Genomic DNA, 24,064 nt, shown 5'->3' with positions numbered 1-24,064 from the left:
CGACAGCACGCACAACTACCGGTCCCTTTCGGGTGTGAGAGGCAGGCGCACCAGGGGTGGCTGAGGTTCGCGGATGGTGGGCGGTGGCGGGGGTTGCCTGCATGGGGATGGGTGGGGTCATTCGGGGGTGCCTGGGAAGTCCTGTGCCACGAGGGTGGCGACGATGTGGGCGCCGAGGGTGACCATGGGAAGGCCGCCGCCGGGGTGGGCTGAGCCGCCTACCAGGTAGAGGCCGCGTCGGGGGCCGCGGTTGCCCGGGCGGAGGAAGGGGGCGAGTCTGCCTCGGCAGGCGCTGCCGTAGATGGCGCCGCCCCAGGCGCCGTAGCGGTCGCGCAGGTCGGCGGGAGTGAAGACGTCCACGAAGCGCAGCCGGCCCGCGAGGTCGTATCCGCGCTCGGCCAGCCGCTCCAGCACGAGGTCGCGGTACGCCGCCACCCCGATCGGCCAGCGCGCCGGGTCGCGGGCCGGCACGTTGACCAGCATCGTCCAGTTCTCGGCGCCCACGGGGGCCTGGGAGGCGTCGTCCACGGAGGAGCAGCCGACGTACACGGTCGGGTCGCGCGGCGGACGCCCGTGGTCGAAGATGTCGGCGAACTCCCGCCGGTAGTCGGCCGAGAACAGCACCGAGTGGTGCGGCAGCCCGGGCGTGCGTCCCTCCACCCCGGCGAGCAGCAGGAACGCCGACGAAGAGGGCCCGAGCCGGGCGATCCTGCGCAGCCGGGCGCGGTCGGGCAGCAGGCGGCCGTACAGGGCGGCGGCGTCGACGTTGGCCACCACGACGTCGGCCCGCACACGTTCCCCGCTCGCCAGCCGCACCCCGGTGACGCGGGAGGTCCCGGCTTCGACGGCGGCGACCGGCTCGGACAGGTGGACCCGTACGTTCGCCGCCTTCAGCAGCAGGGCGAGGTCGTCGGCGAGCCGGGGCAGGCCGCCGGGCGCGTACCAGACGCCCTGGTCGTGCTCCAGCGCGGGGACGCAGCCGAGTGCGGCGGGCGCGCGGTACGGGCTCGACCCGGCGTAGGTGGCGTAGCGGCCGGCGTACTGGCGCAGGCGGGGGTCGCGGAAGTAGCGGCGGGCGAGCCCGTCGAGCGTGCGCGCGGGCGCCACGGCCAGCAGGTCGGACAGCCGGGCGGCGCCGTCGGCCCTGAGCAGCGGCCCGGCGAACGCCGTGCGGCCGGCCGCGCGCAGGCAGCCGCGCGCCCAGGCGTGGAAGGCGCGCCAGTTGCGTCCTTCGCCGGGGGCCAGCCGCTCCACCTCGGCGGCCATCAGGTCGGGGTCGCGCCGCGCGTCCAGCACGGTGCCGTCGGCGAACCGGTAGCGGCACAGCAGTTCGGGTTCGACGAGCTCGCGTTCCAGGCCCAGCTCGCGGAACAGCTCCGGCATGGTGAGCAGGGACGGTCCGAGGGAGAAGGCGAAGCCGTCGCGGCGGTGCTCGGCGAGCTTGCCGCCCAGTCGCGGCAGCCGCTCGTACAACCGGACCTCGTGCCCCTGCCTGGCCAGCAGCAGCGCGCACACCATGCCGCCGACGCCGCCGCCGATCACCGTCACCTCGGCCATGACCGCCTCCAGGCGAGCGCCGCGAACGCGCCCATCGTGATGCCTCCGGCCGCCGCGACCACCGGGTCGGGCGGGTCGAACACCGCCGCGAAGGCGACCGTCTCCATGACCGCCATCACGGTGTACAGCACGAGCAGCCCCCTGGCAGGCGCGCCGCCGCGACCGTGCCCGACGGCGAGCGTGACGACGCCCATCACGAGGGCGGACACCAGCAGCCAGCCGGCGAAGTTGCTGAGCGGGATGCCGCGGTAGAAGCCGTCCCGCACCCAGGTCCACAGGCCGAGCCGGACCATCTGCGGGTCGAGGAACAGGTCCCACGCGGTCAGCGCGCCCGCTCCGGCGCAGACGCGCACCCACCCGCGCGACGGCGCGACGGCGGACGCGACCGCGTACGCGGCGAGCCCCATGCCGCCCCACGCCAGCGCCACCACGACGGGTACGCCGCCCACCTGCGGCCACAGCACGTCGCTGTAGCGGTACTCGCCGAACGGGAACCCCGTGAGCACCCCGGCCACCTCGGCCGCGTACCCGGTCAGGACCGCCGCGCCGAACGCCTTCGCCGCCCTCGCGGTCCCCCACGCGCCGGACGCGAAGGCGAGGGCGCACGCGGCCAGCAGCAGCACGATCGGGCCGGTGAACCGCTCCGGGCGGGCGCTGAGCCCGGAGGCCACCTGGCAGACCGTCATGACGGTCAGGAACAGCGTGCCCAGCGCGTTCGCGCGCCCGGCGGGCACGCGGCCCACCCATGAGCCTCGTGCCGGGTCGTCCCGTGTCCGGTGGTCTCGTGTCTGGTCCACACGCCGTCTTTCGCCGCAGCCACGTCTTCCGATGCACGTGCCCGTCGGCGGCTCAAGCGAGCCTCATGGCCGCACGAGCATCGGGGCAAGATTCCCCTCCCGCACAGTTCGCTCTACACTTGCTATTCGCATCGCTACGTATATGTAGCATTTCCACGGAGAGGGAGCCTCGGTGAGCGGCACGCTGAAGGTCGAGGAAGGCCGGGATCGGGTGCTTGTCCAGCTGGACCGCCCGCACGTGCGCAACGCGATCGACGCGGAGATGGTGGCCGAGCTGCACGAGGTGTGCGACGGGCTGGAACGCCGGCCCAGGATCCTCGTGATCACCGGCACCGACGGCGTCTTCGCGGCGGGCGCGGACATCCGGCAGCTGCGCGAGCGCCGCCGCGAGGACGCGCTCGCGGGCATCAACTCCGGCCTGTTCGACCGGATCGCCCGGCTGCCGATGCCGACGATCGCCGCCATCGACGGACCCGCGCTCGGTGGCGGCGCGGAGCTGGCGTACGCGTGCGACTTCCGCCTCGCGACGCCGCGCGCCCGCTTCGGCAACCCGGAGGCGGGGCTCGGCATCATGGCGGCGGCCGGAGCCTGCTGGCGGCTGCGCGAGCTGGTCGGCGAGCCCCTCGCCAAGGAGATCCTGCTGGCCGGGCGGGTGGTGTCGGCCGAGGAGGCGCTGGCGGTCAGGCTGGTCAACGAGCTGGTCGCCGAGGACGAGCTGCTCGCGGCGGCCGATCGGCTGGCCGCCCGCATCGCGAGGAACGCGCCGCTGGCGCTGCGCCTGACGAAGCTCGCCCTCGCCGCTCCCCCGGGCGCGCACCCCCGCTTCGACGACGTCGCGCAGGCCGTGCTGTTCGAGACCGAGGACAAGCACGAACGCATGACCGCGTTCCTGGAACGGCGCCGCTCCGACCGGTGACCTCGCCGCTCACCAGCGGCAGCGCGCCGGGCGCGCGGGCCTCACATGCGGGCGCGGAGCACGTCGATCTCGCAGCCCGGTGAGGACGGGTCGAAGCCGTTCTCCGACAGCCAGCGGACCGCAACCAGGCTGCGCCACGACCACCAGCCGCGGATGACGTCGAGGTCGACGTCGGCGCCGTAGCCGGACACGACGTCGTCGAGGCGGTCCTCGTGGCCGAGCGTGAGGACGGCGAGGTCGTACAGGGCGTCGCCGCGGGCCGCCTCGGACCAGTCGAGCACACCCGTGACCTCGTCGCCGTCGACGAACACGTGGCTGAGCTGGAGGTCGCCGTGCGCGAACACCGGCGTCCACGGACGCAGCGCGGCCTCGGCGACCTCGCGGTTGCGCTTGACCAGGTCGCCAGGCAGGACGTCGTTCGCGAGGAGCCACGCGCACTCGCCGTCGAGGCGCGCGACGAGGTCGTCGAGGCTCGGGCCTGGCCAGGGGGGCAGCGGCGCGTCGTGCAGCGCCCGTACGGCGGCGCCCGCCGCGCCCCACGCGGAAGGCGGCGCGGTGGACGGCTCGCCGAGCCGGCCGAGCGCTGTGCCGGGCAGGGCGGCGAGCGCGAGCACGGGCGGCTTGCGCCACAGCACTTCCGGCGTCGGGACCGGCGCCAGGGCCATCGCCTCGACCTCGACATCGATGCGCTGCTGATCGACGTCGACCTTCAGGAAGACATCACCGACGCGCAGGGTGGCCCGCTCGGTGTGGGCGACGACGACCTCAAGCTGCTCCATGCCGGCCATTATCGACAGGTGATCATCGAGGTCACAACGGGTTTTCCAGCCTGCCACCGCCTGGCCGGGCCCAGGAACGCGACAGGTCCATTCGCCCGCACCGCCGAGCCGCGCGCCCTGTCCGACCGCACCGCCGAGCCGCGCGCCCTGTCCGACCGCGCGGCATGCCAGGCGCGAGGACCGGCGCGAGAGCACCCCGGTCAGGGGTCGAGCCTGCGGAGTTCCTTCCGGTAGCGTTCGGCGTTGCCGAGGTACTCCCGCACGCCGTGGTCGATCCACCGTCCCTGGGCGTCGTCGTCCATGGGCCTCGGACGGGCGGGCACGCCGAGCGCCAGGTGGCCCGGCGGCACCTCCAGCCCCTCGGGGACGAGCGCCTGGGCGCCGATCACCGACCCGGTGCGGACGACCGCCCGGTTCAGCACCACCGAGCCGGAGCCGATGAGGCAGCGGTCCTCGATCGTGCAGCCTTCCAGGTGGGCGTTGTGGCCGACCACGCAGCCGCTGCCGATCACGGTGGGCCACCGCTCGGTGGTGTGCACGACGGTGCCGTCCTGGATGGAGGTGCGGGCGCCGATCTCGATGCGGCCGAAGTCGCCGCGCAGCACGGCGCCCGGCCAGACCGACGCCTGCGCCCCGATGTCGACGCTGCCGATGACGACGGCGTCCGGATGGACGTACGCGTCCGGGTGGATGCGGGGCGTCTGGTCCCCGAGTGCGTAGACGGGCATCGGTCACACCCCGCCCGGCAGGCCCGCGTACACCTTGGCGGCGTTACCGCCGAGCACGGCCCGCGCCACCTCGTCGGGGAGCAGCCCGGCGACGGCCCGCGCGTTCGCCGCGGTGCCGGGCACGCCCGGCCAGTCGGTGCCGAAGATCCACTTGCGGGCCAGGCGGGTGAGGTCGTGGCGGGCGTAGTACTCGGGCAGCCGCTTGGGCGGCAGGCCGGACAGTTCCAGCCACACGGTGTCGTTCGACAGGGCGAGGAACGCGGCCGCGTCGTACCACCAGCCGCGCCCGCCGTGGGCGAGCACCACGTTGAGCCCGGGGAAGTCGCGCACGACGGGGATGAGGAAACGCGGGTCGGCGTTCTCGTTGGCCGAGCCGGGGAAGGAGCTTGTCCCACAGTGCACGACGAGCGGCACGCCGCGCTCCTCCAGCACCTGGTACGCCGGGTACAGGGCCGCTTCGTCGCAGCGGAAGCCGCCGTGCACGGGGTGCAGCTTGAGGGCGGCCGCCCCGAGGTCGAGCTGCCGGCGCACCTCGGCGGCGAGCGGGAAGTGCAGGTGCGGGTTGACGTTGGCGACCGGGCGGAACCGGTCCTGGTTGTGCTCGACGATCGGCAGCAGGTCCTCGAAGGCCTGCGTGCCGGTCGCCTTCGGGCTGTACTCGCAGAACAACAGCGCGACGTCCACGCCCTCGGCGGCGAAGAGCTCGTCCAGGCGGGCGGGGCGCGGCCGGCCGTCACCGTCCCAGACGTCGGCCATGACGCCGTCGGCGCCGAAATCGTCCGCCCACCGCAGCCACGCCGGTTTGAGTGTGCCGAGCAGCGGCACGTGGACGTGCGCGTCGATGAGCGGCATGCCGTCGATCATGGCCGCCCCGCCACCATGGACGTGTCCACGCCGATGCGGCCGGTCTTGTTCGCCCCGCCGGGCGCGCCGAGCGGGGCGTCGCGGCCGGGCAGCACTTCGACGAAGAAGCGGCGGTTGTCCTCGACGAAGTCGGTGTGCTCGGGGGCGACGCGGCGGTCCTGGCTGATGGCCTCCACCGGGCACGCGGGCTCGCAGGCGCCGCAGTCGATGCACTCCTTGGGGTTGATGTAGAGCTTGCGCTCCCCCTCGTAGATGCAGTCGACCGGGCACTCCTCGACACACGACTTGTCCATGACGTCGATGCAGGGTGCGGCGATGACGTACGGCATTGCGGAAACTCCTGGACTAGACCGGGGCGGGGTTGTCGGTCGAGTGCCCCGGGAAGAGCTGGGCGCGGGGGTCGAGGTGCACGGCCGCGTTGTTGACGGCCGTCGCCACCTCGCCGAAACCGACCGCGATGAGACGGACCTTGCCGTCGTAGTCGGCGATGTCGCCGGCGGCGTAGATGCCGGGCACGTTGGTGCGCATCGCCGAGTCGACGACCAGGTGGCGGTTGTCGCGCAGGTCGAGCCCCCACTCGCGCACCGGCCCCAGGTCGGCGGTGAAGCCGAGGGCGGCCACGAGCCGCCGGCACGGGAGTGTGCGTCCCGTGCTCAGCTCGACCTGTTCGAGCTCGTCAACGCCGGTGGTGGCGACCACCTGGGCGTCGGTGACGATCTCGACGGGCGAGGACCTGAGCCGCTCGACCGTGCCGCGGTGGGCGCGGAAGGCGGCGCGGCGGTGCACGAGCGTGACGCTGCGCGCGACGGGCTGGAGCATGAGGGCCCAGTCGACGGCGCTGTCGCCGCCGCCGACGACGACCACGTCCTTGCCCGCGTAGCCGGAGCTGTCGGGCACGAAGTAGGCCAGGCCCCGGCCGAGGAACTCCTCCCCGGCCGGCAGCGGGCGCGGGGTGAAGGTGCCGATGCCGCCGGTCACGACGACGGACCCGGCGGTGATCTCGGTTCCGGCGCTGGTCTTGACGACGAGCAGGTCGGGTCGTCCGTCCTGCGGGACGCGGTCGAGCCGCTGCGCCTCCTGACCCATCAGGTACGCCGGTTCGTACGGCGCCGCCTGCTCGACCAGGCCTGCGACGAGGTCGCGGCCGGAGACGGCGGGGAAGCCGGCGATGTCGTGGATCTGCTTCTCCGGGTACATGGCGCTGACCTGCCCGCCGACCTGGCTCAGCGAGTCGACGACCGCGGTGCGCAGGCCCCGCACCCCGGCGTAGTACGCGCCGAAGAGCCCGACGGGCCCCGCTCCGACGATCAGCACGTCGACGTCGAGGTCACTCATCCGGGGTCCTCTCCGCGAGGAACTGGCGGATCCTGAAGCGCTGGATCTTGCCGGTGGCGGTCTTGGGCAGCCGGTCGAGGAAGATCACCTGTCGCGGGCGCTTGAACGCGGCCAGCCCGTCGCGGCACCACTGCACGAGCTCGTCCGCGGTGACGCCGCCCGCCGCGACGACGCACGCGACCGGCTTGTCGAGCCCGTGCTCGTCGGCCAGGCCGACCACGGCGGCCTCCTCGACCTGCGGATGCTCCAGCAGGCGGCTCTCCACCTCGACCGGCGAGACCCAGATGCCGCCCGCCTTGAGCAGGTCGTTGCTGCGGCCGAGGCAGGTGTAGTAGCCGTCCGGCGAGCGGACGTAGGTGTCGCCGGTGTTGAGCCACTCGCCCGCGAACACCAGGCGGCTGGCGTCGGTGCGGCGCCAGTAGCCGAGGGCGATGGACTCGCCCTTCACGTGCAGGGAGCCGGGCTGCCCGTCGGGCACGGGCGAGCCGTCGGCGTCGCGCAGCTCGACGTCGTAGCCGGGCACGGGACGGCCCGTGGTGCCGGGACGGATGTCGCCCGGCCGGTTGGACAGGAAGATGTGCAGCGCCTCGGTGGACCCGATGCCGTCGATGATCTCGACGCCGAAGCGGCGGGTGAACCTCTCCTGCAGCGGCGCGGGCAGCGCCTCACCCGCCGAGGTTCCTAACCGTACCGAGGAGAAGGTGTCCGGCGGCAGGTCGGCGGCGAGCAGCGCCGCGAAGAAGGTGGGGACGCCGAAGAACAGCGTCGGGCGGTCGGCCCTCGCCCGCTCGGCGGCCACCGCCGGGGCGGTGCGGCGCGGCTCCAGCACCGTCGCGGCCCCCGCGGAGAGCGGGAAGAACATGGAGTTGCCGATGCCGTAGGCGAAGAAGAGCTTGGCCGCGGAGAAGCAGACGTCGTCGGGGGTGATGCCGAGCACCTGGTCGCCGTAGGTCTCGCAGACGTGCCGGATGTTGGCGTGGCGGTGCATGGCGCCCTTGGGGGCTCCGGTGGTGCCGGAGGTGTAGAGCCACAGGGCCCAGGAGTCGTCCCCGGTGGCGGACGGCTCGCGCGGCTCGCCCGCACCGGCCTCGATCAGCTGCGTCCAGGTCAGCGAGGTGATCCCGGCCGGGGCAGGGAGCGTCGTGTCGCCGTCGCACACCAGGTGGCGTACGTCGGGCGCCATGGTGAGGGCCTGCTCGACCTGGGGTCCGTAGTCGGCGCCCGCGACCACGGCCGAGGCGCCGGAGTCGGCGATGATCGTGCCCAGCTCCTTGGCGCCCAGCATGGTGGAGACCGGGACGGCGACGAACCCGCCGCAGAAGGCGGCCAGGATGCCGGCGAACATGGGGACGTCGTCGTCGGTGACGAACAGGACGCGCTCGTCGCGGCGCAGGCCGAGGCCGCGCAGGGCGGCGGTGAGCGTCCCGACGAGGTCGGACAGCTCGGCGTAGGTGAGCTTGGCGTCGCCGCTGCGCACGGCCACGCGGTCACCGCGGCCCTCGTGCACGTGGCGGTGGACGAGCCAGGTGCCTGCGTTGAAGCCGGTGCCGGGAAGAGTCATGGTCACACCCGCTCGAGGTCGTAGTCGCCCTTGCGGCCCGTGCCGTAGCGGCGCAGGGCGCCGTCGGGGCCCGAGGCGTTCGGCCGGATGAAGATCCAGTTCTGCCAGGCGGTGAGGCGTCCGAAGATCTTCGTCTCCAGCGTCTCGGGGCCGACGAAGCGGTGGTTGGCCTCCATGCCGGTGAGCGCGTCCGGTGACAGCGAGGCGCGCTCCTCCATGACGATGCGCAGCTCCTCCTCGAAGTCGATGTCGTCGAGGGCCAGGGTGACCAGGCCGAGCTCCTGCGCGGCGGCGGCGTCCAGGCGCTCGCCGAAGCGCGCGCGCACGGCGTCGAGGCCGCCGTCGTCGCCCCAGAACCTGGACCGCAGGCGCGACAGCCCGTTGCCCATCGGGAAGTCGCCGTCGTTGGACGGGCCGAGCACGAGCATGGCGGGCTCGGCGTCGTCGTCGCGGTCCTCGTACACGCCCTCGAGCATGTACTGCCGGTCGGCGGCCAGGGCGAGCTCGGCGAGCAGCCCGGCGAAGGCGGTGCCCGGCTCGATGACGGCGATGAGGCTGCGGCTGGTGACGTCGAGGCGCTTGAGGGTGCGCTTGTAGTAGTGGCGGACCTCGTTGACGAACCAGTCGTCGGCCGACTCGCGCAGCTGGGCGTCGTAGGCGAGGACCCGGTCGTGCTCACCGACCGCGCGCAGCACCCAGATGCCGAGCCCCTGCTCGTTGGTCCGCAGGTGCAGGACGAGGTCGTCGAGCGCGCGCGTCATGGCGAGCGGCCAGTAGTCGCAGCCCTGCTCGGCGGGTACGGCCGGGGGCGCGTCGTGCGGGCCGGACACGGTGATCTCGACGCGGCGGCCGGCCCGGTCGATCCGGGCGGACACGTACGGGTAGGTGATGGTGTCGCCGTCGTCCTTGCGGTCGAGCGGGGTGAGGGTCACGCCGGTGGCGTCGGAGGGCCTGCGGGAGGCCGCCGCGGCTTCGCCGGCGCGCCTCGCGACCTCCTCGTGCAGGGCGTTGCGCGGTACGGCGGCGTCGACCAGGCCCCACTCGACCGCCGTACGGCCGCGGAAGCCCTCGGCCTTGGTGGCGAACACGTCGGCGCGGTCCTTGCGCACGTGCCGCTTGTCGACGACGCGGGTGAGGCCGCCGGTGCCGGGCAGCACGCCGAGCAGCGGCACCTCGGGCAGGGACACGGCCGAGGACCCGTCGTCGACCAGGACGATCTGGTCGCAGGCGAGCGCCAGCTCGTAGCCGCCGCCGGCGGCGGTGCCGTTGAGCGCGGCGATCCACGTCTGGCCGGAGTGCTCGGTGGCGTCCTCGATGCCGCCCCGGGTCTCGTTGGTGAACTTGCAGAAGTTCACCTTCCACGCGTGGGACGACTGGGCCAGCATCCTGATGTTGGCGCCGGCGCAGAACATGCGGTCCAGACCCCCGGTGACCACGACCGCCTTGACCTCGGGGTGTTCGAAGCGGAGCCGCTGGACGATGTCGTACAGCTCGATGTCGACGCCGAGGTCGTAGGAGTTCATCTTCAGCTCGTAGCCCGGCGTCAGCCCGCCGTGCTCGTCGACGCACAGCGTGACGGTGGCGACCGCCCCGTCCACCGCGAGCTTCCAGTGACGGTAGCGGTCCGGGGAGGTCGCGAAGCGGACCACCGGCGGAGCCGAATGCGTGGGTTCAGCAGGTGCAGGCAATGTGTGCTCCGTTGGACGAGGGGAGTCTCCCCCGATATTCGACGCTCACATAGTGCGCCGTCAAGAGTTTGTAGTATTTACTGGGTGGACGGGCTCCGCACGCGTACGCCTGCCCGGCCTGAGAGAATGCGCCTCGTCAGGGCGGCGAACGACAGGAGGGCACACGTGACCCCGCGCGAGCAGCGCACGGACACCGGCCAGGCGGCCGGGCACGAGCGCGAGAGGACTTCGGCCAGCGCCCGCTCGCTGCTGCTGACGGTGCTCGGCGAGTTCGTGCTGCCACGCCGGGGCGAGGTCTGGACCGGCACCCTGGTGGGCGCGCTCGGCGCGCTCGGCGTCGAGGAGAAGTCGGCGCGCCAGGCGCTGTCGCGCACCGCCGCCGAGGGCCTGCTCGAGTCGGTGCGCCACGGCCGCAAGGTGTGCTGGAACCTCACCGAGGCCGGCGACCGGCTGCTGCGCGAGGGCACCGAACGCATCTACGGCTTCATGCGCAGGCCGCACGCGTGGGACGGCCGCTGGCTCGTGCTCACCATCGGCGTGCCGGAGAGCCAGCGCCAGCTGCGCCACCGGCTGCGCACGAAGCTCACCTGGCTCGGGCTCGGCTCGCCCTCCCCCACGCTGTGGGTCGTCCCCGACGCCTCCAAGGAGGCCGCGGTCCGCGACGTGCTCCGCGACCTCGACCTCGCCGACCGGGCGCACGCCTGGACGGGTCCTGCCGCCGGCATCGGCGACCCCGCCAAGCTCATCAGCGCCGCGTGGGACCTCGACGACGTCGAGAAGCGCTACGTGCGTTTCATCGAGGGCTTCGATGGCCGTACGGTCTCCTCCGACCGGGAGGCGTTCGTCAACCAGGTGCTGCTGATCCAGGAGTGGCGGCGCTTCCCGTTCCTCGACCCCGACCTGCCGGCCGAGCTGCTCGACCACGACTGGCCGGGCCCGCGGGCGGCGGCGGTCTTCCACGACCTGCGCAACCGCTGGCACCGGCGCGCCCAGGCAGAGTGGGACCGCATGGACGACGGCGCCGCCTCCCGGCACTGACTCGCCGGAGGAGCCGGTCCACCCGGGCGCGCGGACTCCTCGCCTTCGGCTCGCTCATGGCGAACGGGCGTGCTGTTCCGGGCCGCGCCTGACAGGGTGGGAGCATGGACTGGGACACGCGAGCGCTCGACGTGCTGGCGGCGGGTGAGCCCACCCCGCTGATCGAGCTACCGCTGCCGGCGCACGGGATCAAACTCTTGCTGAAGGACGAGTCCAAGCAGCCGACGGGGAGCCTGCGGCACCGGCACGCCAGGGCGCTGTTCCGTCGGGCCGTGCTCGACGGTTCGATCGCCGAGGGGGTGACCGTGGTGGAGGCGACCGGCGGCAACGCGGCAGTCGCGCAGGCCTGGTTCGCGCGGCGGCTCGGGCTGCCGTACATCGTGGTCATGCCGGGCGAGCGCAGCCCGGCGCGGGCGCTCGCGGTGGAGGAACTCGGCGGCGAGTGCCGGTTCGTGACACCGCCCCTGGCGATCTACGACGCCGCGCGGGAGATCGACGGCCACTTCCTCGACCAGTTAGGGCGGGCCGTGCCGCACGACCTGGCGGAGGAGTTGTTCGGGCAGGTGCGGCCGAACTGGGTGGTGACGGGCGCGAGCACCGGCGTGACCTCGGCCGCTCTCGGCCAGTGGATCCGGGACCACGGTGAGGGCTGCCGGGTCGCGGTGGCGGATCCCGAGAACTCGGCCTACTTCCCGGGATGGACCCTCGACGTGCCCGACTACGGCACCGGGATGCCCTCGCGGATCGAGGGCATCGGACGGCCGCGCGTCGAGCCCGGCTTCCGGCCCGACCTCGTGGACCTGGTCGTCCCCGTGCCCGACGCGGCCGGCGTGGCGGCGGCCCGACACCTGCGCGAGGTGACCGGGCTGCCGGTCGGCGCATCGTCGGGCACCGCGTTGTGGGCGGCGCTCGAACTGGTCGAGCGCATGCGCGCCAGGGGCGAGACCGGCACGGTGGTGTCCCTGATCGGCGACGCGGCCGCCCGCCATCTGACGACCTGCCACAACGACGACTGGACCACCGCGAAGGGCCTGGACGTCGCCCGGCACACGGCCACCCTGCGGCAGCGCACCGCCTCGTAGCCGCATGCGGAACGACGGCCGGCACTCCCGCGGCGCGTGCTCCTCGTGCCTCCATGCCTGCGACGCGGCTGCACCCACCACCCCCTGCGGAGGCGCCGGACGTGTGCCACCGCGACAACGTGGATGAAACCCGAACGGTGCGGCGTTGACACCATGACACGCAACTCAGGCCGGAAGGACTGCTGACATGCCTCTCAAGGGCGAGTACGAACCGAGCACCGCGCAGTGGGTCCGTGAGCAGGTGGAACTGTACGAGAGCTCCGGCGGCACCCAGGGCACGACCTTGAGGGACACAGGGCTGCCCGTCATCGTGATGACCAACTTGGGCGCCAAGAGCGGCAAGATCCGCAAGACGCCGTTGATGCGTGTGGAGCACGAAGGCCGGTACGCCGTCGTCGCCTCGCAGGGCGGCGCTCCCAAGCACCCCATCTGGTACCACAACCTCAAGGCCGAACCTCTGGTCGAGCTCCAGGACGGCCCGGTCAAGCAGGACATGAGGGCCCGTGAGGTGACCGGCGCGGAGAAGGCCGAGTGGTGGCAGCGCGCGGTGGCGGCGTTCCCGCCGTACGCCGAGTACCAGAAGAAGACGGACCGGGAGATCCCCGTCTTCGTCCTGGAGCCGGTCGACGCCTGACCGCGCGGTCACTCGCCGGGAGCGTCCCGCGGATGCTCGGCACCGCTCAGCCGCGTTCTCGCCGAGCAGGCACGGGGGCGGGCCACGCTCGCCCGAGGGCGGGTGACGCCCGCCCGTCGGTGCGGGCTCCTGGCGCCTAGAGCAGGCCCTCGTCGGCCAGGTGGACGTAGTCGAACTCGACCGGCTGGTCGTTGATGCCGGTCTTCGGCGGGGCGATCCAGCCGGCGAACCTGCCGTACTCGTACTCCGGCACCATCAGGGCCGCGACGCGTTCGCGGTCCTCCGGCGTCGGCAGCCACTCGTCAGCGTGCGCCTGCCACGTCGCCTCGTCCACGAGCTCGCCGTGCGGGGTCACGTGGTGGCCCGCGTAGACGCCGACCTTGCGGTTGAAGCCCTCGTGCGGCAGGTACAGCCGCTCGGACAGCCCGGCGTCCTCCAGCGCCTGGTTCCAGCGGCGCACGCCGTTGGCGCAGTCGGCGACGTACTCGTCGCGCAGGTCGAGGTTGAGCGCGCTGAGCATCGGCACGGTCTTCGAGGTGATCTGCCCGTCCTCGACGTAGCGCAGCTCGCGCGTGGCGTCCAGCAGCACGTGGTCGTCCTTGCGCCGGGTCTCCATCCAGCGGCCCTTCAGGCCCGAGGTGTAGTAGTTGCCGGCGTTCGTCGACTGCTCGGAGCCGAACAGGTCCATCGAGACCGCGAACTGGAAGTTGAGGTACTTCTGGATGACGTCCAGCGAGATGCCGCCGTACGGGAACACGTCGTCCGTGCCGTGCTCGCGCATCAGCTCGGCCGTACGCTCCAGGGTCCGCTGCACGCCGGTGGTGCCCACGAACATGTGGTGGGCCTCCTCCTTGAGCATGAACTCGCAGGTCCGCGCGAGCGGGTCGAACGCCGACTCCTTGAGCGTGCCGAGCTGGTACTTGCCGTCGCGGTCGGTGAAGTACGTGAACATGAAGAACTGCAGCCAGTCGGTCGTCTCCTCGTTGAAGGCGCCGAGGATGCGCGGCGAGTCGACGTCGCCGGAGTTGCGCTTGAGCAGCTGCTCGGCCTCCTCGCGACCCTCCCTGCCGAAGTAGGCGTGCAGGAGGTAGACCATCGCCCACAGGTGGCGGCCCTCCTCCACGTTGACCTGGAACAGGTTGCGCAGGTCGTAGATGCTGGGCGCGGTACGGCCGAGGATGCGCTGCTGCTCGACGGAGGCGGGCTCGGTGTCGCCCTGGATGACGATCAGCCGCATGAGGTCGGCCCGGTGCTCGCCGGGCACCTCCTGCCAGGCGGGCTCGCCCTTGTGCTTGCCGAAGGTGACCTTGCGGTCGGGGTCGCGTTCGGCCAGGAAGATGCCCCAGCGGTACTCGTCCATCGGGACGTGGGCGAAGTGCGCCCAGCCGTCGCGGCCCACGGCGATCGCGGTGCGCAGGTAGACGTCCTTGGTCGGCAGGGCCGGCCCCAGCTGCTTCCACCAGTCGAGGAACTTCGGCTGCCAGCTCTCCAGCGCCCGCTGCAGGCGGCGGTCGCCGGCCAGGTCGACGTTGTTCGGGATGCGCTCGCTGTAGTCGACGCGGCTGAGCGGGCCGGTGGGCGACGGTGCGGCGCCGGTACGGGAGTCGGTGCTCATCGGGGATTCCACGCCTTTCTGGACGTCACTTGACGATCGATTCGAGGAGGTGGGGGCCGCCCTGCACGGCGGTGCGCTGCAGGTGCGCGTGGACGGCGCGCAGCCCGCCCTCCTCCTGGCCGCCGCCGGCCCGGCCGGGACCGCCGTGGACGAGCTGCGGCATGGGCGTGCCGTGGCCGGTGGACTCGCCCGCGCTGTCACGGTCGAGCACGAGGATGCGTCCGTGGTGGGCGGCGGCGCCGAGCACCACCTGCCGGACGAAGTCGCCGTCGTGGGAGACGACCGAGCCGGCCAGCGACCCGTCGCCGCGGGCGATGAGGTCGAGCAGCCGGGCGGGGTCGCGGTACGGCATGAGCGTGCTGACCGGCCCGAACGCCTCCACCTCGTGCGGCTCGGGACGGTCGGGGTCGTCGGCGCGCAGCAGTAGCGGCGACAGGAACGCACCGCGCTCGGCGTCGGCCCCCACCACCTCCACCTCGGCGGGGTCGCCCCACACGACGGACCCGGCCGCGGCGAGCCGGGCGACGGCCGCGCGCACGTCGTCCCGCTGGGCGAGCCCGACGAGCGGGCCCATCGTCACGCCCGGCGCGCCGGGCGCGCCCACGACGACCCGCGCGAGCCGGGCCTGCACAGCCTGCGCCACCTCCTCGAGGAGGTGTTCTGGGACGAACGCGCGCCGGATCGCGGTGCACTTCTGCCCGGCCTTGACCGTCATCTCGGTGACGAGGGCGTCGGCGAACAGGTCGAACTCCGGCTGACCGGGGACGGCGTCCGGGCCGAGCACCGAGCAGTTCAGCGAGTCGGCCTCGGCGTTGAAGCGCGCCGAACGACGGGTGACCGCCGGGTCGGAGCGCAGCAGGGCGGCTGTCGCCGCCGATCCGGTGAACCCGATGTGGTCCTGCCCGCCGAGCAGGTCGAACAGGCCGGGGACGCCGCCCGCGACGAGTTGGATCGCGCCGGGCGGCAGCGTGTCGGCGATGATCCGCACGGCGTGCGCGGCGACGTACGCGGTCGGGGTGGCCGGTTTGACGAGGGTGGGCAGGCCCGCGAGCAGCGCGGGCGCGAGCTTCTCCAGCATGCCCCACACCGGGAAGTTGAACGCGTTGATCTGCACGGAGATGCCGCGCGGCGTGGTGAGGACGTGACGTCCGGCGAACGTGCCACCCCTGCCGAGCGGGATCGGGTCGTCCTCGACGATGATCGTGTGGTCGGGCAGCCCCTTGCGGGCCAGGCTCGCGTAGACGAGCGCGGTGCCGATGCCGCCGTCGACGTCCACGGCGGCATCGCCCGGGGTGGCTCCGGCCCGTGCCGACAGCTCGTACAGCTCGTGTTTGCGTTCCTGCAGTGCCAGCGCGGCGGCCTTGAGTGCGGCGGCGCGCTGCGGGAAGGTCAGCTCGGCGAGCGCGGCCAGCCCGGTGCGGCGGGCGTAGGCCACCGCGGCGGCGAGGTCGAGCCCTTCGCTGGTCACCCTGGTGACGACCTCACCGGTCACCGCGTCGGCGACCGGGACGCCGTCGCCGACGCCGGTGCGCCAGGCGCCTTCCAGGTAGCTCGGTAACGTCTGCATCATTCACTCCAGTCGTAGAAGCCGCGGCCCGTCTTGCGTCCGAGGCGGCCCTGCTCGACGAGCCTGACCAGCAGGTCAGGCGGGCTGAAGCGGGGGCCGAGCTCGCGTTCGAGGTAGCGGGCGATGCCGAGGCGCACGTCGAGCCCGACGAGGTCGGTCAGGCGCAGCGGGCCGGTCGGGTGGCCGTAGCCGAGGGTCATGGCGGCGTCGATGTCGGCGGCCGAGGCGACGCCGGCCTCGACCATCCTGATCGCCTCCAGGCCGAGGGCGACGCCGAGCCTGCTGCTGGCGAAGCCGGGCGCGTTGCGAACGACGACGGCCGTCTTGCCGAGCGCCTCCACCCAGGCGACCGCCTGCTCGCGCAAGTGCGGCGCGGTGGCGGTGGCGATGACGACCTCGACGAGCCTGCTCGCCGGGACGGGATTGAAGAAGTGCAGGCCGAGGAAGCGTTCCGGCCTGGCGAGGGCCTCGGCCAGCGTGTCGAGGGAGATGCTGCTGGTGTTGGAGGCGACGACCGCGCCGGGGGCGACCGCGTCCTCGATCGCGCGCAGCGTCACGAGCTTGAGGTCGACGTCCTCGGGCACGGCCTCGATGACGAGTCCGGCCGCCCGCAGCTCGGCGGGGTCGGTGGCGGTGGTCAGGCGGGTGAGCACCGCGTCGGCGTCGGCGACCAGGCCGCGCTCGACGCTGCCCGCCACCGCGCGCGTCACCCGGTCACGGGCGCCGGCGGCGGCCGGCGCGTCCCGCTCGACGAGGGTGACCGCGCTTCCGGCCAGCAGCAGGGCGTGGGCGATGCCGGCGCCCATGCGGCCGCCGCCCACCACCCCGGCCTGCGTGGGCAGCGCTCCGCGCGGTTCCCGTGGTTCTCGCTTCTCTGCGCACACCCCCTCAACATGCCACACTTTCCTTGCGATACGGAAGAGCTCTGTAGCACGTGTCTTGACCGTCCCGACGGAAAGACCAGGTCACCGTATGGGCCCATGGTGGTCAGCGGTCGATGCCGCGCCGCCGCACCTGTCAGAGGTCTCGATTGATTACACACTATTGACGACACGACACACGTCTGTAGATTCTGGGCCCACTGTCCCCAGCTGGAGGGCTCCGCGCCCGTATCCCTGGAGTGTTTTCATGCCCGTTCTCCCCGTCGATCCCCGCAGGTTACGCAGCGGCACGACCGTCCTCGCACTGGCGGCGGCGGCCGCTCTCGCGCTGTCGGGCTGCGCCGGTTCGAGCCTCGACCAGTCAGGCGGCGGCCAGGCCGGCGACGCGGTGAAGATCGGCCTGCTGGTGCCGCTGTCCGGTGTGTACGCGCCGCTCGGGGAGGACATGCGCAACGGCTTCCAGCTCTACCTCGACCAGCACGGCGGCAAGCTGGGCGGGCGCACCACCGAGGTCGTCACCGGCGACGAGGGCGAGGGCCCGCAGACGGGCGTGCCGGCCGCGCAGAAGCTGGTGACGCAGGACCAGGCCACCGCGGTGGTCGGGGTCGTCAACTCCGCCACCGCGCTCGGGCTGCGGGACTTCTTCCACGAGTCGAAGAAGCCGCTGCTGGTCGCGAACGCCGGCGCCGACGACATCACCGCGGCCCGCAAGTCCGAGTACGTGTGGCGCACGAGCTTCTCCAACGGCAAGGTCGGGGCCCCGCTCGGCGCGGCCGTCGCCAAGGAGGTCGAAGGAGGCGTCTACCTCATCGCCGCCGACTACGCCGCCGGACGCGAGATGGTCGCCGGGTTCCGCAGGACGTTCGAGGCGGCGGGCGGCAAGGTCGCCGGCGAGGAGTACACCCCGTTCGGCAAGACCCAGGACTTCCAGCCGTTCCTGTCGGCGATCCGCGGGACGGACGCCAAGGCCGTCTACGCGTTCTACGCCGGCGCCGAGGCCGTGAGCTTCGTCAAGCAGTACCGGCAGTTCGGGCTGGCCGACAGCACGCCGCTGTACGGGGCCGGCTTCCTGACCGAGGGCGGCGTGCTCGACGCCCAGGGCGACGCCGCGGCGGGCGTGAAGACCGCCCTGCACTACTCCTCCGAACTGGACACCCCCCGCAACAAGGAGTTCGTGGACGCCTACCGCAAGGCCTACGACGAGGCGCCCACCGTGTACGCGGTGCAGGCGTACGACAGCGCGGCCGTGCTGGACAAGGCCCTCGCCGACGCGCCCGGCGGGACCGGCGAGGAGGTCGCGAAGGCGCTGGCGGGCGTCGGGCCGATCGACAGCCCGCGCGGCCGGTGGAGCTTCGACGCCGACCACGACGCCCAGCAGAAGTACTACCTGCGCGAGGTGCGCGACAGCGGCGGCACCATGGTCAACGCCGTCGTCAGCGAGCTGTCCTGATGGTCACGTACCTGGTGGGTGCGCTCAACGGGCTCGCGATGGGCTCGTTGCTGTTCGCGATCGCGCTCGGCCTGTCGCTGGTGTTCGGCATGATGGACGTGCTCAACCTCGCCCACGGCGCCGTCTACCTCGTCGGTGCCTATGTCGCGGTCGCGCTGGCCGGCGACGGGGCGAGCCCGGCGGCCTTCGTCCTCGCGGTGCCGGCCGCCGCCGGGGCAGGAGCGGTGCTCGGCGGCGTGCTGGCCGGGCTGAGCCGGGCCACGCCGCACCACCTCGACCAGGCCCTGCTCACCCTCGGCGTCTCGCTGGTCGTCGCCGAGCTGCTGTCGGTGTTCTTCGGCAACGACGTGCACTCCGTGGCCGCGCCCGCCCCCGTGGCGGGCAGCGTCACGGTGTTCGGCGAGAGCTACCCGGTCTACCGGCTCCTCGTGATCGGCTTCGGGGTGGTACTGGCCGTCGGCGTCTACGCGCTGGTCGAGCGGAGCCGGCTCGGCTCGCTGATCCGCGCGACGGTCGCCGACCGTGGCATGGTGTCGGCGCTCGGCGTCCACACGGGCAGGGTCCTCGTCGGCGTCTTCGCCGCGGGGGCCGGGCTCGCCGCGGTCGGCGGCGTGCTCGCCGGGCCCATCCTCGGCGCCGCGCCGGGCCTGGACGAGAAGGTGCTGCTGCTCGCGCTGGTCGTGGTCGTCATCGGCGGCCTCGGCTCGGTGCGCGGCGCGCTGCTCGGCGCCGTCCTCATCGGGCAGGTGCAGGCCCTCGGCACCACGCTCCTGCCGGAGTACGCCTCCTTCCTCGTGTTCGCGGCCATGGCCCTGGTGCTGCTGCTGCGGCCCGCGGGCCTGCTCCCGGCGCGGACGGCGGTGCACGCGTGAGGACCGTCTCCTTGTCGGCCGCCGAACGGACGCAAGCGGTGGACGGCATCCGGCCCCGGCGCACCGCGGGCAAGGCCGTCGTGGCCGTGGCGGTGCTCCTGCTGCTCGCGGCGGCTCCGCTGGTGCTCGGCGCCTACCCGGTGTCGACCATGACGCGCATCCTGGCCTTCGCCGTGCTGGTGCTGAGCGTCGACCTGCTGACCGGCGTGACCGGGCTGCCCACCCTGGGGCAGGCGGCCTACTTCGGGGCCGGCGCCTACACGGCCGCGCTCGTCGGCATCCACCTCACCTCGGACGCGTCCGTCCAGCTGCTCGCCGGGCTGGTCGCCGGGCTGGTCACCGCCGCGCTCACCGGGTGGGTGGCGGTCCGCGCCCGGGGCGTCGTCTTCCTCATGCTGACGCTCGCGATCGGCGAATCGGTGCACCAGGTGGCCGACACCTGGTCGGTCGTGGGCGCGAGCAACGGCCTGGCCGGGATGCCGCCGATCACCCTGTTCGGCGGCCCGCCGCTGCTCGCCGCCGGGTTCGTCTACTGGTGGGTGCTCGCGGCGGCGGTCGTCGTGTTCGCGGCGGTGGCGCTGGTCGTACGGTCGCCGTACGGCAGGACGCTGCGCGGCATCCGCGACAACGAGGCCCGCATGCGCGCCCTCGGCTACCGTCCCGCCCTCGCCAGGTACGGCGTGTTCTGCCTGGCCGGCGCGGTCGCCGGCACCGGCGGCGCGCTGTGGGCGGCGCACGCCAGGTTCGTCTCGCCCGGCGACCTCGGTTTCGAGGTGGCGGCGCTCGCCCTGCTCAGCGTGGTCATCGGCGGCGCCGGGAGCCTGTGGGGTCCGTGTCTGGGCGCGGCCCTGGTGCTGCTCGTCCGCGACAACCTGTCGGCCGCCGTCGGCGGGCACGGACCGCTGGTGCTCGGCCTGGTCTTCGTGGCCGTCGTCTTCCTGCTGCCGCGCGGGGTCGCGGGCCTCGCCGCCGGGATCCGCCGAAGGAAGGAAGGGCTGTCATGACGCCCCTGCTGGAACTGCGCGGCCTCACCCGCGCCTACGGATCGCTCACGGCCGTCTCCGGCGTGGACCTGTCGGTGCTGCCGGGCGAGCGGCACGCCCTGATCGGGCCGAACGGCGCCGGCAAGTCGACGCTGTTCGCCACCGTGGCCGGGACGCTGCCCGCGACCGCCGGGACCGTGCTCTTCGACGGCGCCGACGTCACTGCGCTGCCCGAGGCGAAGCGGGCCCGGCGCGGCCTGCTGCGCACGTACCAGCATTCGAGCGTCTTCCTCGGCTGCTCCGTGCTGGACAACGTCGCGCTCGCCGTGCAGCGGGTGCACCGGGTGGCGCACCGGTTCGACCGGGCCGCGCGCCGCTTCCGCCGTACCGAGGCCGAGGCCCTGCGCCACCTCGAGTCGGTCGGGCTGGCCGGGCGGGGCGCCGACCCGGCCGCCGCGCTGTCGCACGGCGAGCGCAGGCAGCTCGAGGTGGCGATGGTGCTGGCCGCCGAACCCTCTCTGGTGATGTTCGACGAGCCCACGGCCGGCATGTCCGCCGCCGAGACGGAACGGTTCGCGGCCCTGGTCGAGCGGCTGCCGTCCGAGCTGACCCTGCTCATCGTCGAGCACGACCTGGACGTGGTGTTCCGCCTGGCCGACCGCGTCACCGTGCTGCACCTCGGACAGGTCCTCGCCTCGGGGACGGCCGAGCAGATCAGGGCCGACGACGCGGTGCGCGCCGCCTACCTCGGCTCCGCCAGAACCGACGACCTGTTCACCGGAGGCACCCCGTGACCGACGTACTGACCGTGGCGGACCTGCGCGCGGGCTACGCGGGCAGCACGGTGCTGGACGGCGTGGACCTGTCCGTGCCGGCCGGTTCCTTCGTGGCGCTGCTCGGCCGTAACGGGGCCGGCAAGACCACGTTCATGCACACCGTCATGGGCCTGGTCAAGCCGTACTCCGGCAGTGTCCTGGTCGCGGGCCGCGAGCTCGCCGGGGCCGCCACGCACACCGTCGCCCGTAGCGGCGTCGCCATCGTCCCGCAGGGACGCCGCGTGTTCGCGCCGCTCACGGTGGCGGAGAACCTGGGCCTCGCGGCCCGGCGCGGCGCCCGTACCTGGACGCTGGAGCGGGTGTACGAGCTGATGCCGCGCCTGGCCGAGCGGCGCGGTCACCGCGGCGACCAGCTGTCGGGCGGCGAGCAGCAGATGCTCGCCATCGGGCGGGCGCTGCTGCGCGAGCCGCGGCTGCTCCTGCTGGACGAGCCGTCCGACGGGCTCGCGCCCGCGGTCGTCGACCAGGTCGCCGAGCTGCTGGAGGGGCTGCGCGGGGAGGGCATCGCGGCGGTGCTCGTGGAGCAGGACCTGCACCTCGCGTTCCGGCTCGCGGACGAGGTGGCGGTCATGCAGAAGGGACGCATCGTCCACCGCGGCCCGACCGCCGACTTCCGCGCCGACCGCACCCGCGCCCACGCCCTGCTCGGCGTCGGCTGACCCACCCCACGCGCGCGCCGGGCGGCGGGGTGCGCGCGTGCCGGCACCTGCCCCTCACGCCCAGGACGGCGTCGCGGTCGGCCGTGGAGCGCGGTAGGTGGCGGGTTGTCCGGGCAGGGGTGGGTCCTCGAGCTTCAGGAGTGGGCCCATGTCACGTGATCGTTCGCACCAGCCCGCGCAGGCCGTCCCCGGGCCGGACCCAGAGCCGCAGTCTGAGCCGCAGCCGTCGGAGGGCGGCGCGCGCCCCCGCTCGCCGTCCGCCGCGCCCCCGCCCGAGGTGGCCGCGCCGGACGGGGCCGCGGCGGACGCCACCGAGGCGTTACCCTTCGGGCGGCCAGGGCGGCCGCTCGGGCGTAGTCCGTTCGTGTTCGGGTTCACCGCCGCACTCGGCGTGCTGACCGCCTGGCTGCTGGTCCAGGCCCTCACCGCGACCGCCTCGATCCTCGTCCTGATCGTCGTCTCGCTGTTCCTGGCGGTCGGCCTCGACCCCGCCGTACGGTGGCTGCAACGGCACGGCCTGCCCCGCTGGGCGGCGATCGCCGCGGTGTTCGCCGCCGTGATCGCGTTCTTCGCCGGGTTCGGCATGGCGGTCGTCCCCGCGCTGTCGCAGCAGGCCGGGCAGTTCGCCGAGCAACTGCCCGGCTACGTCGAGCAGCTGCAGAACAACTCCCAGGTACGCGAGCTGGACCAGCGGTTCGGGCTGCTGGAACGGCTGCAGACCTACCTGACCAGCGGCGACCTCGGCAGGCAGGTGTTCGGCGGGCTCCTCGGGGCCGCGGGCGTCGTCGTCGGCGCCGTGTTCTCGACGCTGACGGTGCTCATCCTCACGCTGTACTTCCTGGCGGCGCTGCGCTCCATCACCACCACCGGGTACCGGCTCGTCCCCAGGAGCCGGCGCGCCCGCGTGCGGCTGCTCGGCGACGAGATCCTCAACCGGGTCGGCGGCTACGTCGGGGGCAACCTGATCATCTCCGCCATCGCGGGCGTGACCACGTTCTTCTTCCTGTGGGTCATGGGCGTGCCGTACGCTCTCGCGCTCGCCATCATCGTGGCCGTCACCGACCTGATCCCGCTCGTCGGCGCGGGCATCGGGGCGGCCGTCGCCACGCTGGCCGCGCTGTCCGTGTCGGTTCCTGTGGCCGTCGGCACGCTGGTGTTCTTCGTGGTCTACCAGCAGATCGAGAACTACCTGATCGCGCCGAAGGTCATGCGGTCGTCCGTGGACGTGCCCGCCACGGCCACCATCGTCGCCGCCCTCGTCGGCGGCGCGCTGCTCGGCATCGTGGGCGCGCTGCTGGCCATCCCCGTCGCCGCCGCCGTCCAGCTGATCGCCACCGAGGTAGCCCTCCCCCGCCAGGAACGCCACTGAACCGGGGTGGTGACGCGCGTGAAGCCCCCGCGACGAGCGGGGGCTTCACACAGTCGGTGCTCAGCAGGGGTGCAGGTGGCCGTACGAACCGGTGATGCCGTCGTAGCTGTAGGTGTGGTTCTGGCCGGCGCCGACGGAGATGCAGTCGCTGTCGCCGCCCCAGTCGACGATGACCTTGACTCTCTGGGTGGTGGAGCAGCGGTTCTGGATGAACAGGTCCCAGCCGTAGGGCGTGGTGTACACCGTCCGGGAGACGCAGCTGGCCACCTCGGCCATGGGCGAGACAGGTCCGGAGAAGCCCTCGGGAGAAGCAGCGTAGGAAGCGGGGGCGGTGGCCGCGCCGACGCTCCACACCGCGACCATCGTCGCGGCGGTCATGGCGAGTTTCTTCAGCAACATGATCCCTTCGTCGAGCTTGACAAGATCAAATTACAAGATCGACAAGGGAAGTCAACGTATTGATTTTTCGGTAATCACATGATCCATCAGCCCCGGCGATCAGCGGCCCTCCCAGTCAATTGACCAAGTTTCGACTTATCTGGGCTGTACGTACGTTTTCATCACTTCTGGGAGGAAAGAACACGTGCTGCGTGACTCTACGAGAAAGGCATGCACATGGGCACCGATGACAAGATCCGCAACAAGGCCAAGGAGCTCAAGGGGCGGGCCAAGAAGAACGTCGGCGACGCCACCGACGACCGGCGGATGCAGACCGAAGGCCACGGCGAGCAGGCCGAGGGCAGCATGAGGCAGGCCGGCGAGAAGGCGAAGGACGCCGGCAAGAAGGTCAAGGACGCCTTCAAGAAGTAATCACCAGCTTCCAGCCGTGCGACGCCCGCGTCGAGCCGAGCCC

Annotated in this window: 24 protein-coding genes; 11 read left to right on the top strand and 13 right to left on the bottom strand. The window is 72.8% G+C overall.

The genetic code is table 11. From position 1 onward, the window contains the following. Positions 1-117: 117 nt before the first annotated feature. Together BLR04_RS14375 and BLR04_RS14370 are read right to left on the bottom strand one after the other, a co-directional pair. Positions 118-1,557: a phytoene desaturase family protein gene (locus BLR04_RS14375; RefSeq protein ID WP_176903084.1), complete on the bottom strand. Its 1,440-nt coding sequence runs from the start codon at positions 1,555-1,557 to the stop codon at positions 118-120. Continuing rightward, a complete protein-coding gene (locus BLR04_RS14370) occupies positions 1,545-2,291 on the bottom strand; it encodes a carotenoid biosynthesis protein (RefSeq protein ID WP_245740249.1) in 747 nt (248 codons plus the stop codon). Before BLR04_RS14370 ends, BLR04_RS14375 begins: the two co-directional genes overlap by 13 nt. A 235-nt stretch (positions 2,292-2,526) precedes the next feature. On the opposite strand from BLR04_RS14370, the gene BLR04_RS14365 reads away from it, so the two are divergent. Continuing rightward, positions 2,527-3,270, top strand: coding sequence for an enoyl-CoA hydratase/isomerase family protein (locus tag BLR04_RS14365; protein WP_090764114.1), 744 nt, complete (start codon positions 2,527-2,529; stop codon positions 3,268-3,270). Positions 3,271-3,311: 41 nt separating this feature from the next. Here BLR04_RS14365 and BLR04_RS14360 read toward each other — a convergent pair whose 3' ends face one another. The 7 genes from BLR04_RS14360 to boxC form a co-directional block, all read right to left on the bottom strand. Next, a complete protein-coding gene (locus tag BLR04_RS14360) occupies positions 3,312-4,049 on the bottom strand; it encodes a phosphotransferase family protein (RefSeq protein WP_090764747.1) in 738 nt (245 codons plus the stop codon). Positions 4,050-4,249: 200 nt separating this feature from the next. Beyond that, positions 4,250-4,777 (bottom strand): gamma carbonic anhydrase family protein, encoded by a 528-nt coding sequence (locus BLR04_RS14355; protein WP_090764111.1) that lies wholly within the window; start codon positions 4,775-4,777, stop codon positions 4,250-4,252. A gap of 3 nt (positions 4,778-4,780) precedes the next feature. Beyond that, positions 4,781-5,629, bottom strand: a complete 849-nt coding sequence (locus BLR04_RS14350; protein WP_218128913.1) for an amidohydrolase family protein — start codon at positions 5,627-5,629, stop codon at positions 4,781-4,783. A gap of 8 nt (positions 5,630-5,637) precedes the next feature. Further along, complete coding sequence (gene fdxA / locus BLR04_RS14345) at positions 5,638-5,970, bottom strand: ferredoxin (protein ID WP_090764106.1); 333 nt, start codon at positions 5,968-5,970, stop codon at positions 5,638-5,640. Between the two features lie 16 nt (positions 5,971-5,986). Continuing rightward, positions 5,987-6,976 carry an NAD(P)/FAD-dependent oxidoreductase gene (locus tag BLR04_RS14340; protein ID WP_090764103.1) on the bottom strand — a complete coding sequence of 330 codons (990 nt, stop codon included), beginning with the start codon at positions 6,974-6,976 and terminating at the stop codon, positions 5,987-5,989. Further along, positions 6,969-8,537, bottom strand: a complete 1,569-nt coding sequence (locus tag BLR04_RS14335; RefSeq protein ID WP_090764099.1) for a benzoate-CoA ligase family protein — start codon at positions 8,535-8,537, stop codon at positions 6,969-6,971. Before BLR04_RS14335 ends, BLR04_RS14340 begins: the two co-directional genes overlap by 8 nt. 2 nt (positions 8,538-8,539) lie before the next feature. Further along, positions 8,540-10,186 carry a 2,3-epoxybenzoyl-CoA dihydrolase gene (boxC, locus tag BLR04_RS14330; RefSeq protein ID WP_090764096.1) on the bottom strand — a complete coding sequence of 549 codons (1,647 nt, stop codon included), beginning with the start codon at positions 10,184-10,186 and terminating at the stop codon, positions 8,540-8,542. A gap of 204 nt (positions 10,187-10,390) precedes the next feature. Here boxC and BLR04_RS14325 point away from each other — a divergent pair, with 204 nt between their 5' ends. The 3 genes from BLR04_RS14325 (at position 10,391) to BLR04_RS14315 (ending at position 12,979) form a co-directional block, all read left to right on the top strand. Beyond that, the gene (locus BLR04_RS14325; RefSeq protein ID WP_218128911.1) at positions 10,391-11,263 is read left to right on the top strand and encodes a PaaX family transcriptional regulator; all 873 of its coding nucleotides are present in this window, start codon (positions 10,391-10,393) and stop codon (positions 11,261-11,263) included. Positions 11,264-11,367: 104 nt separating this feature from the next. After that, positions 11,368-12,345, top strand: coding sequence for a PLP-dependent cysteine synthase family protein (locus BLR04_RS14320; protein WP_090764090.1), 978 nt, complete (start codon positions 11,368-11,370; stop codon positions 12,343-12,345). A 187-nt stretch (positions 12,346-12,532) separates the two neighbouring features. Beyond that, the gene (locus tag BLR04_RS14315) at positions 12,533-12,979 is read left to right on the top strand and encodes a nitroreductase family deazaflavin-dependent oxidoreductase (protein ID WP_090764087.1); all 447 of its coding nucleotides are present in this window, start codon (positions 12,533-12,535) and stop codon (positions 12,977-12,979) included. Between the two features lie 136 nt (positions 12,980-13,115). Here the strand turns inward: BLR04_RS14315 and boxB are convergent, their stop codons facing one another. Genes boxB through BLR04_RS14300 form a run of 3 tightly spaced genes read right to left on the bottom strand, consistent with a single transcriptional unit; the run spans position 13,116 to position 17,045 of the window. Beyond that, positions 13,116-14,594, bottom strand: a complete 1,479-nt coding sequence (gene boxB / locus BLR04_RS14310; protein ID WP_090764084.1) for a benzoyl-CoA 2,3-epoxidase subunit BoxB — start codon at positions 14,592-14,594, stop codon at positions 13,116-13,118. A gap of 25 nt (positions 14,595-14,619) precedes the next feature. Further along, positions 14,620-16,164 carry a phenylacetic acid degradation bifunctional protein PaaZ gene (paaZ, locus tag BLR04_RS14305; protein ID WP_218128910.1) on the bottom strand — a complete coding sequence of 515 codons (1,545 nt, stop codon included), beginning with the start codon at positions 16,162-16,164 and terminating at the stop codon, positions 14,620-14,622. Next, positions 16,161-17,045 (bottom strand): 3-hydroxyacyl-CoA dehydrogenase family protein, encoded by an 885-nt coding sequence (locus BLR04_RS14300; protein ID WP_281191445.1) that lies wholly within the window; start codon positions 17,043-17,045, stop codon positions 16,161-16,163. Before BLR04_RS14300 ends, paaZ begins: the two co-directional genes overlap by 4 nt. Before the next feature lie 244 nt (positions 17,046-17,289). Here BLR04_RS14300 and BLR04_RS14295 point away from each other — a divergent pair, with 244 nt between their 5' ends. The 6 genes from BLR04_RS14295 to BLR04_RS14270 all read left to right on the top strand — a co-directional run bounded on the left by BLR04_RS14295 (position 17,290) and on the right by BLR04_RS14270 (position 23,211). Further along, positions 17,290-18,492, top strand: a complete 1,203-nt coding sequence (locus BLR04_RS14295) for an ABC transporter substrate-binding protein (protein WP_176903082.1) — start codon at positions 17,290-17,292, stop codon at positions 18,490-18,492. Next, positions 18,492-19,364: a branched-chain amino acid ABC transporter permease gene (locus BLR04_RS14290; protein WP_090764073.1), complete on the top strand. Its 873-nt coding sequence runs from the start codon at positions 18,492-18,494 to the stop codon at positions 19,362-19,364. The genes BLR04_RS14295 and BLR04_RS14290 overlap by 1 nt, the downstream gene beginning before the upstream one ends. Next, positions 19,361-20,368, top strand: coding sequence for a branched-chain amino acid ABC transporter permease (locus BLR04_RS14285; RefSeq protein ID WP_143022042.1), 1,008 nt, complete (start codon positions 19,361-19,363; stop codon positions 20,366-20,368). The genes BLR04_RS14290 and BLR04_RS14285 overlap by 4 nt, the downstream gene beginning before the upstream one ends. After that, on the top strand, positions 20,365-21,141 hold the full coding sequence (locus BLR04_RS14280; RefSeq protein WP_090764067.1) for an ABC transporter ATP-binding protein: 777 nt from the start codon (positions 20,365-20,367) through the stop codon (positions 21,139-21,141). Before BLR04_RS14285 ends, BLR04_RS14280 begins: the two co-directional genes overlap by 4 nt. Then, positions 21,138-21,842, top strand: coding sequence for an ABC transporter ATP-binding protein (locus BLR04_RS14275; RefSeq protein WP_090764065.1), 705 nt, complete (start codon positions 21,138-21,140; stop codon positions 21,840-21,842). Before BLR04_RS14280 ends, BLR04_RS14275 begins: the two co-directional genes overlap by 4 nt. Before the next feature lie 148 nt (positions 21,843-21,990). Then, the gene (locus BLR04_RS14270) at positions 21,991-23,211 is read left to right on the top strand and encodes an AI-2E family transporter (protein ID WP_090764062.1); all 1,221 of its coding nucleotides are present in this window, start codon (positions 21,991-21,993) and stop codon (positions 23,209-23,211) included. Between the two features lie 60 nt (positions 23,212-23,271). Here the strand turns inward: BLR04_RS14270 and BLR04_RS14265 are convergent, their stop codons facing one another. Further along, on the bottom strand, positions 23,272-23,610 hold the full coding sequence (locus BLR04_RS14265) for a hypothetical protein (RefSeq protein WP_090764060.1): 339 nt from the start codon (positions 23,608-23,610) through the stop codon (positions 23,272-23,274). A 216-nt stretch (positions 23,611-23,826) separates the two neighbouring features. Here BLR04_RS14265 and BLR04_RS14260 point away from each other — a divergent pair, with 216 nt between their 5' ends. After that, positions 23,827-24,021, top strand: a complete 195-nt coding sequence (locus tag BLR04_RS14260) for a CsbD family protein (RefSeq protein ID WP_090764744.1) — start codon at positions 23,827-23,829, stop codon at positions 24,019-24,021. The last annotated feature ends 43 nt before the right edge of the window (positions 24,022-24,064 follow it).

The sequence above is a fragment of the Nonomuraea maritima genome (genome assembly GCF_900100395.1).
GTDB lineage: Bacteria > Actinomycetota > Actinomycetes > Streptosporangiales > Streptosporangiaceae > Nonomuraea > Nonomuraea maritima.
Note: the sequence above shows the minus strand (reverse complement) of the source record. Positions and strands in the feature narration are given on the sequence as shown.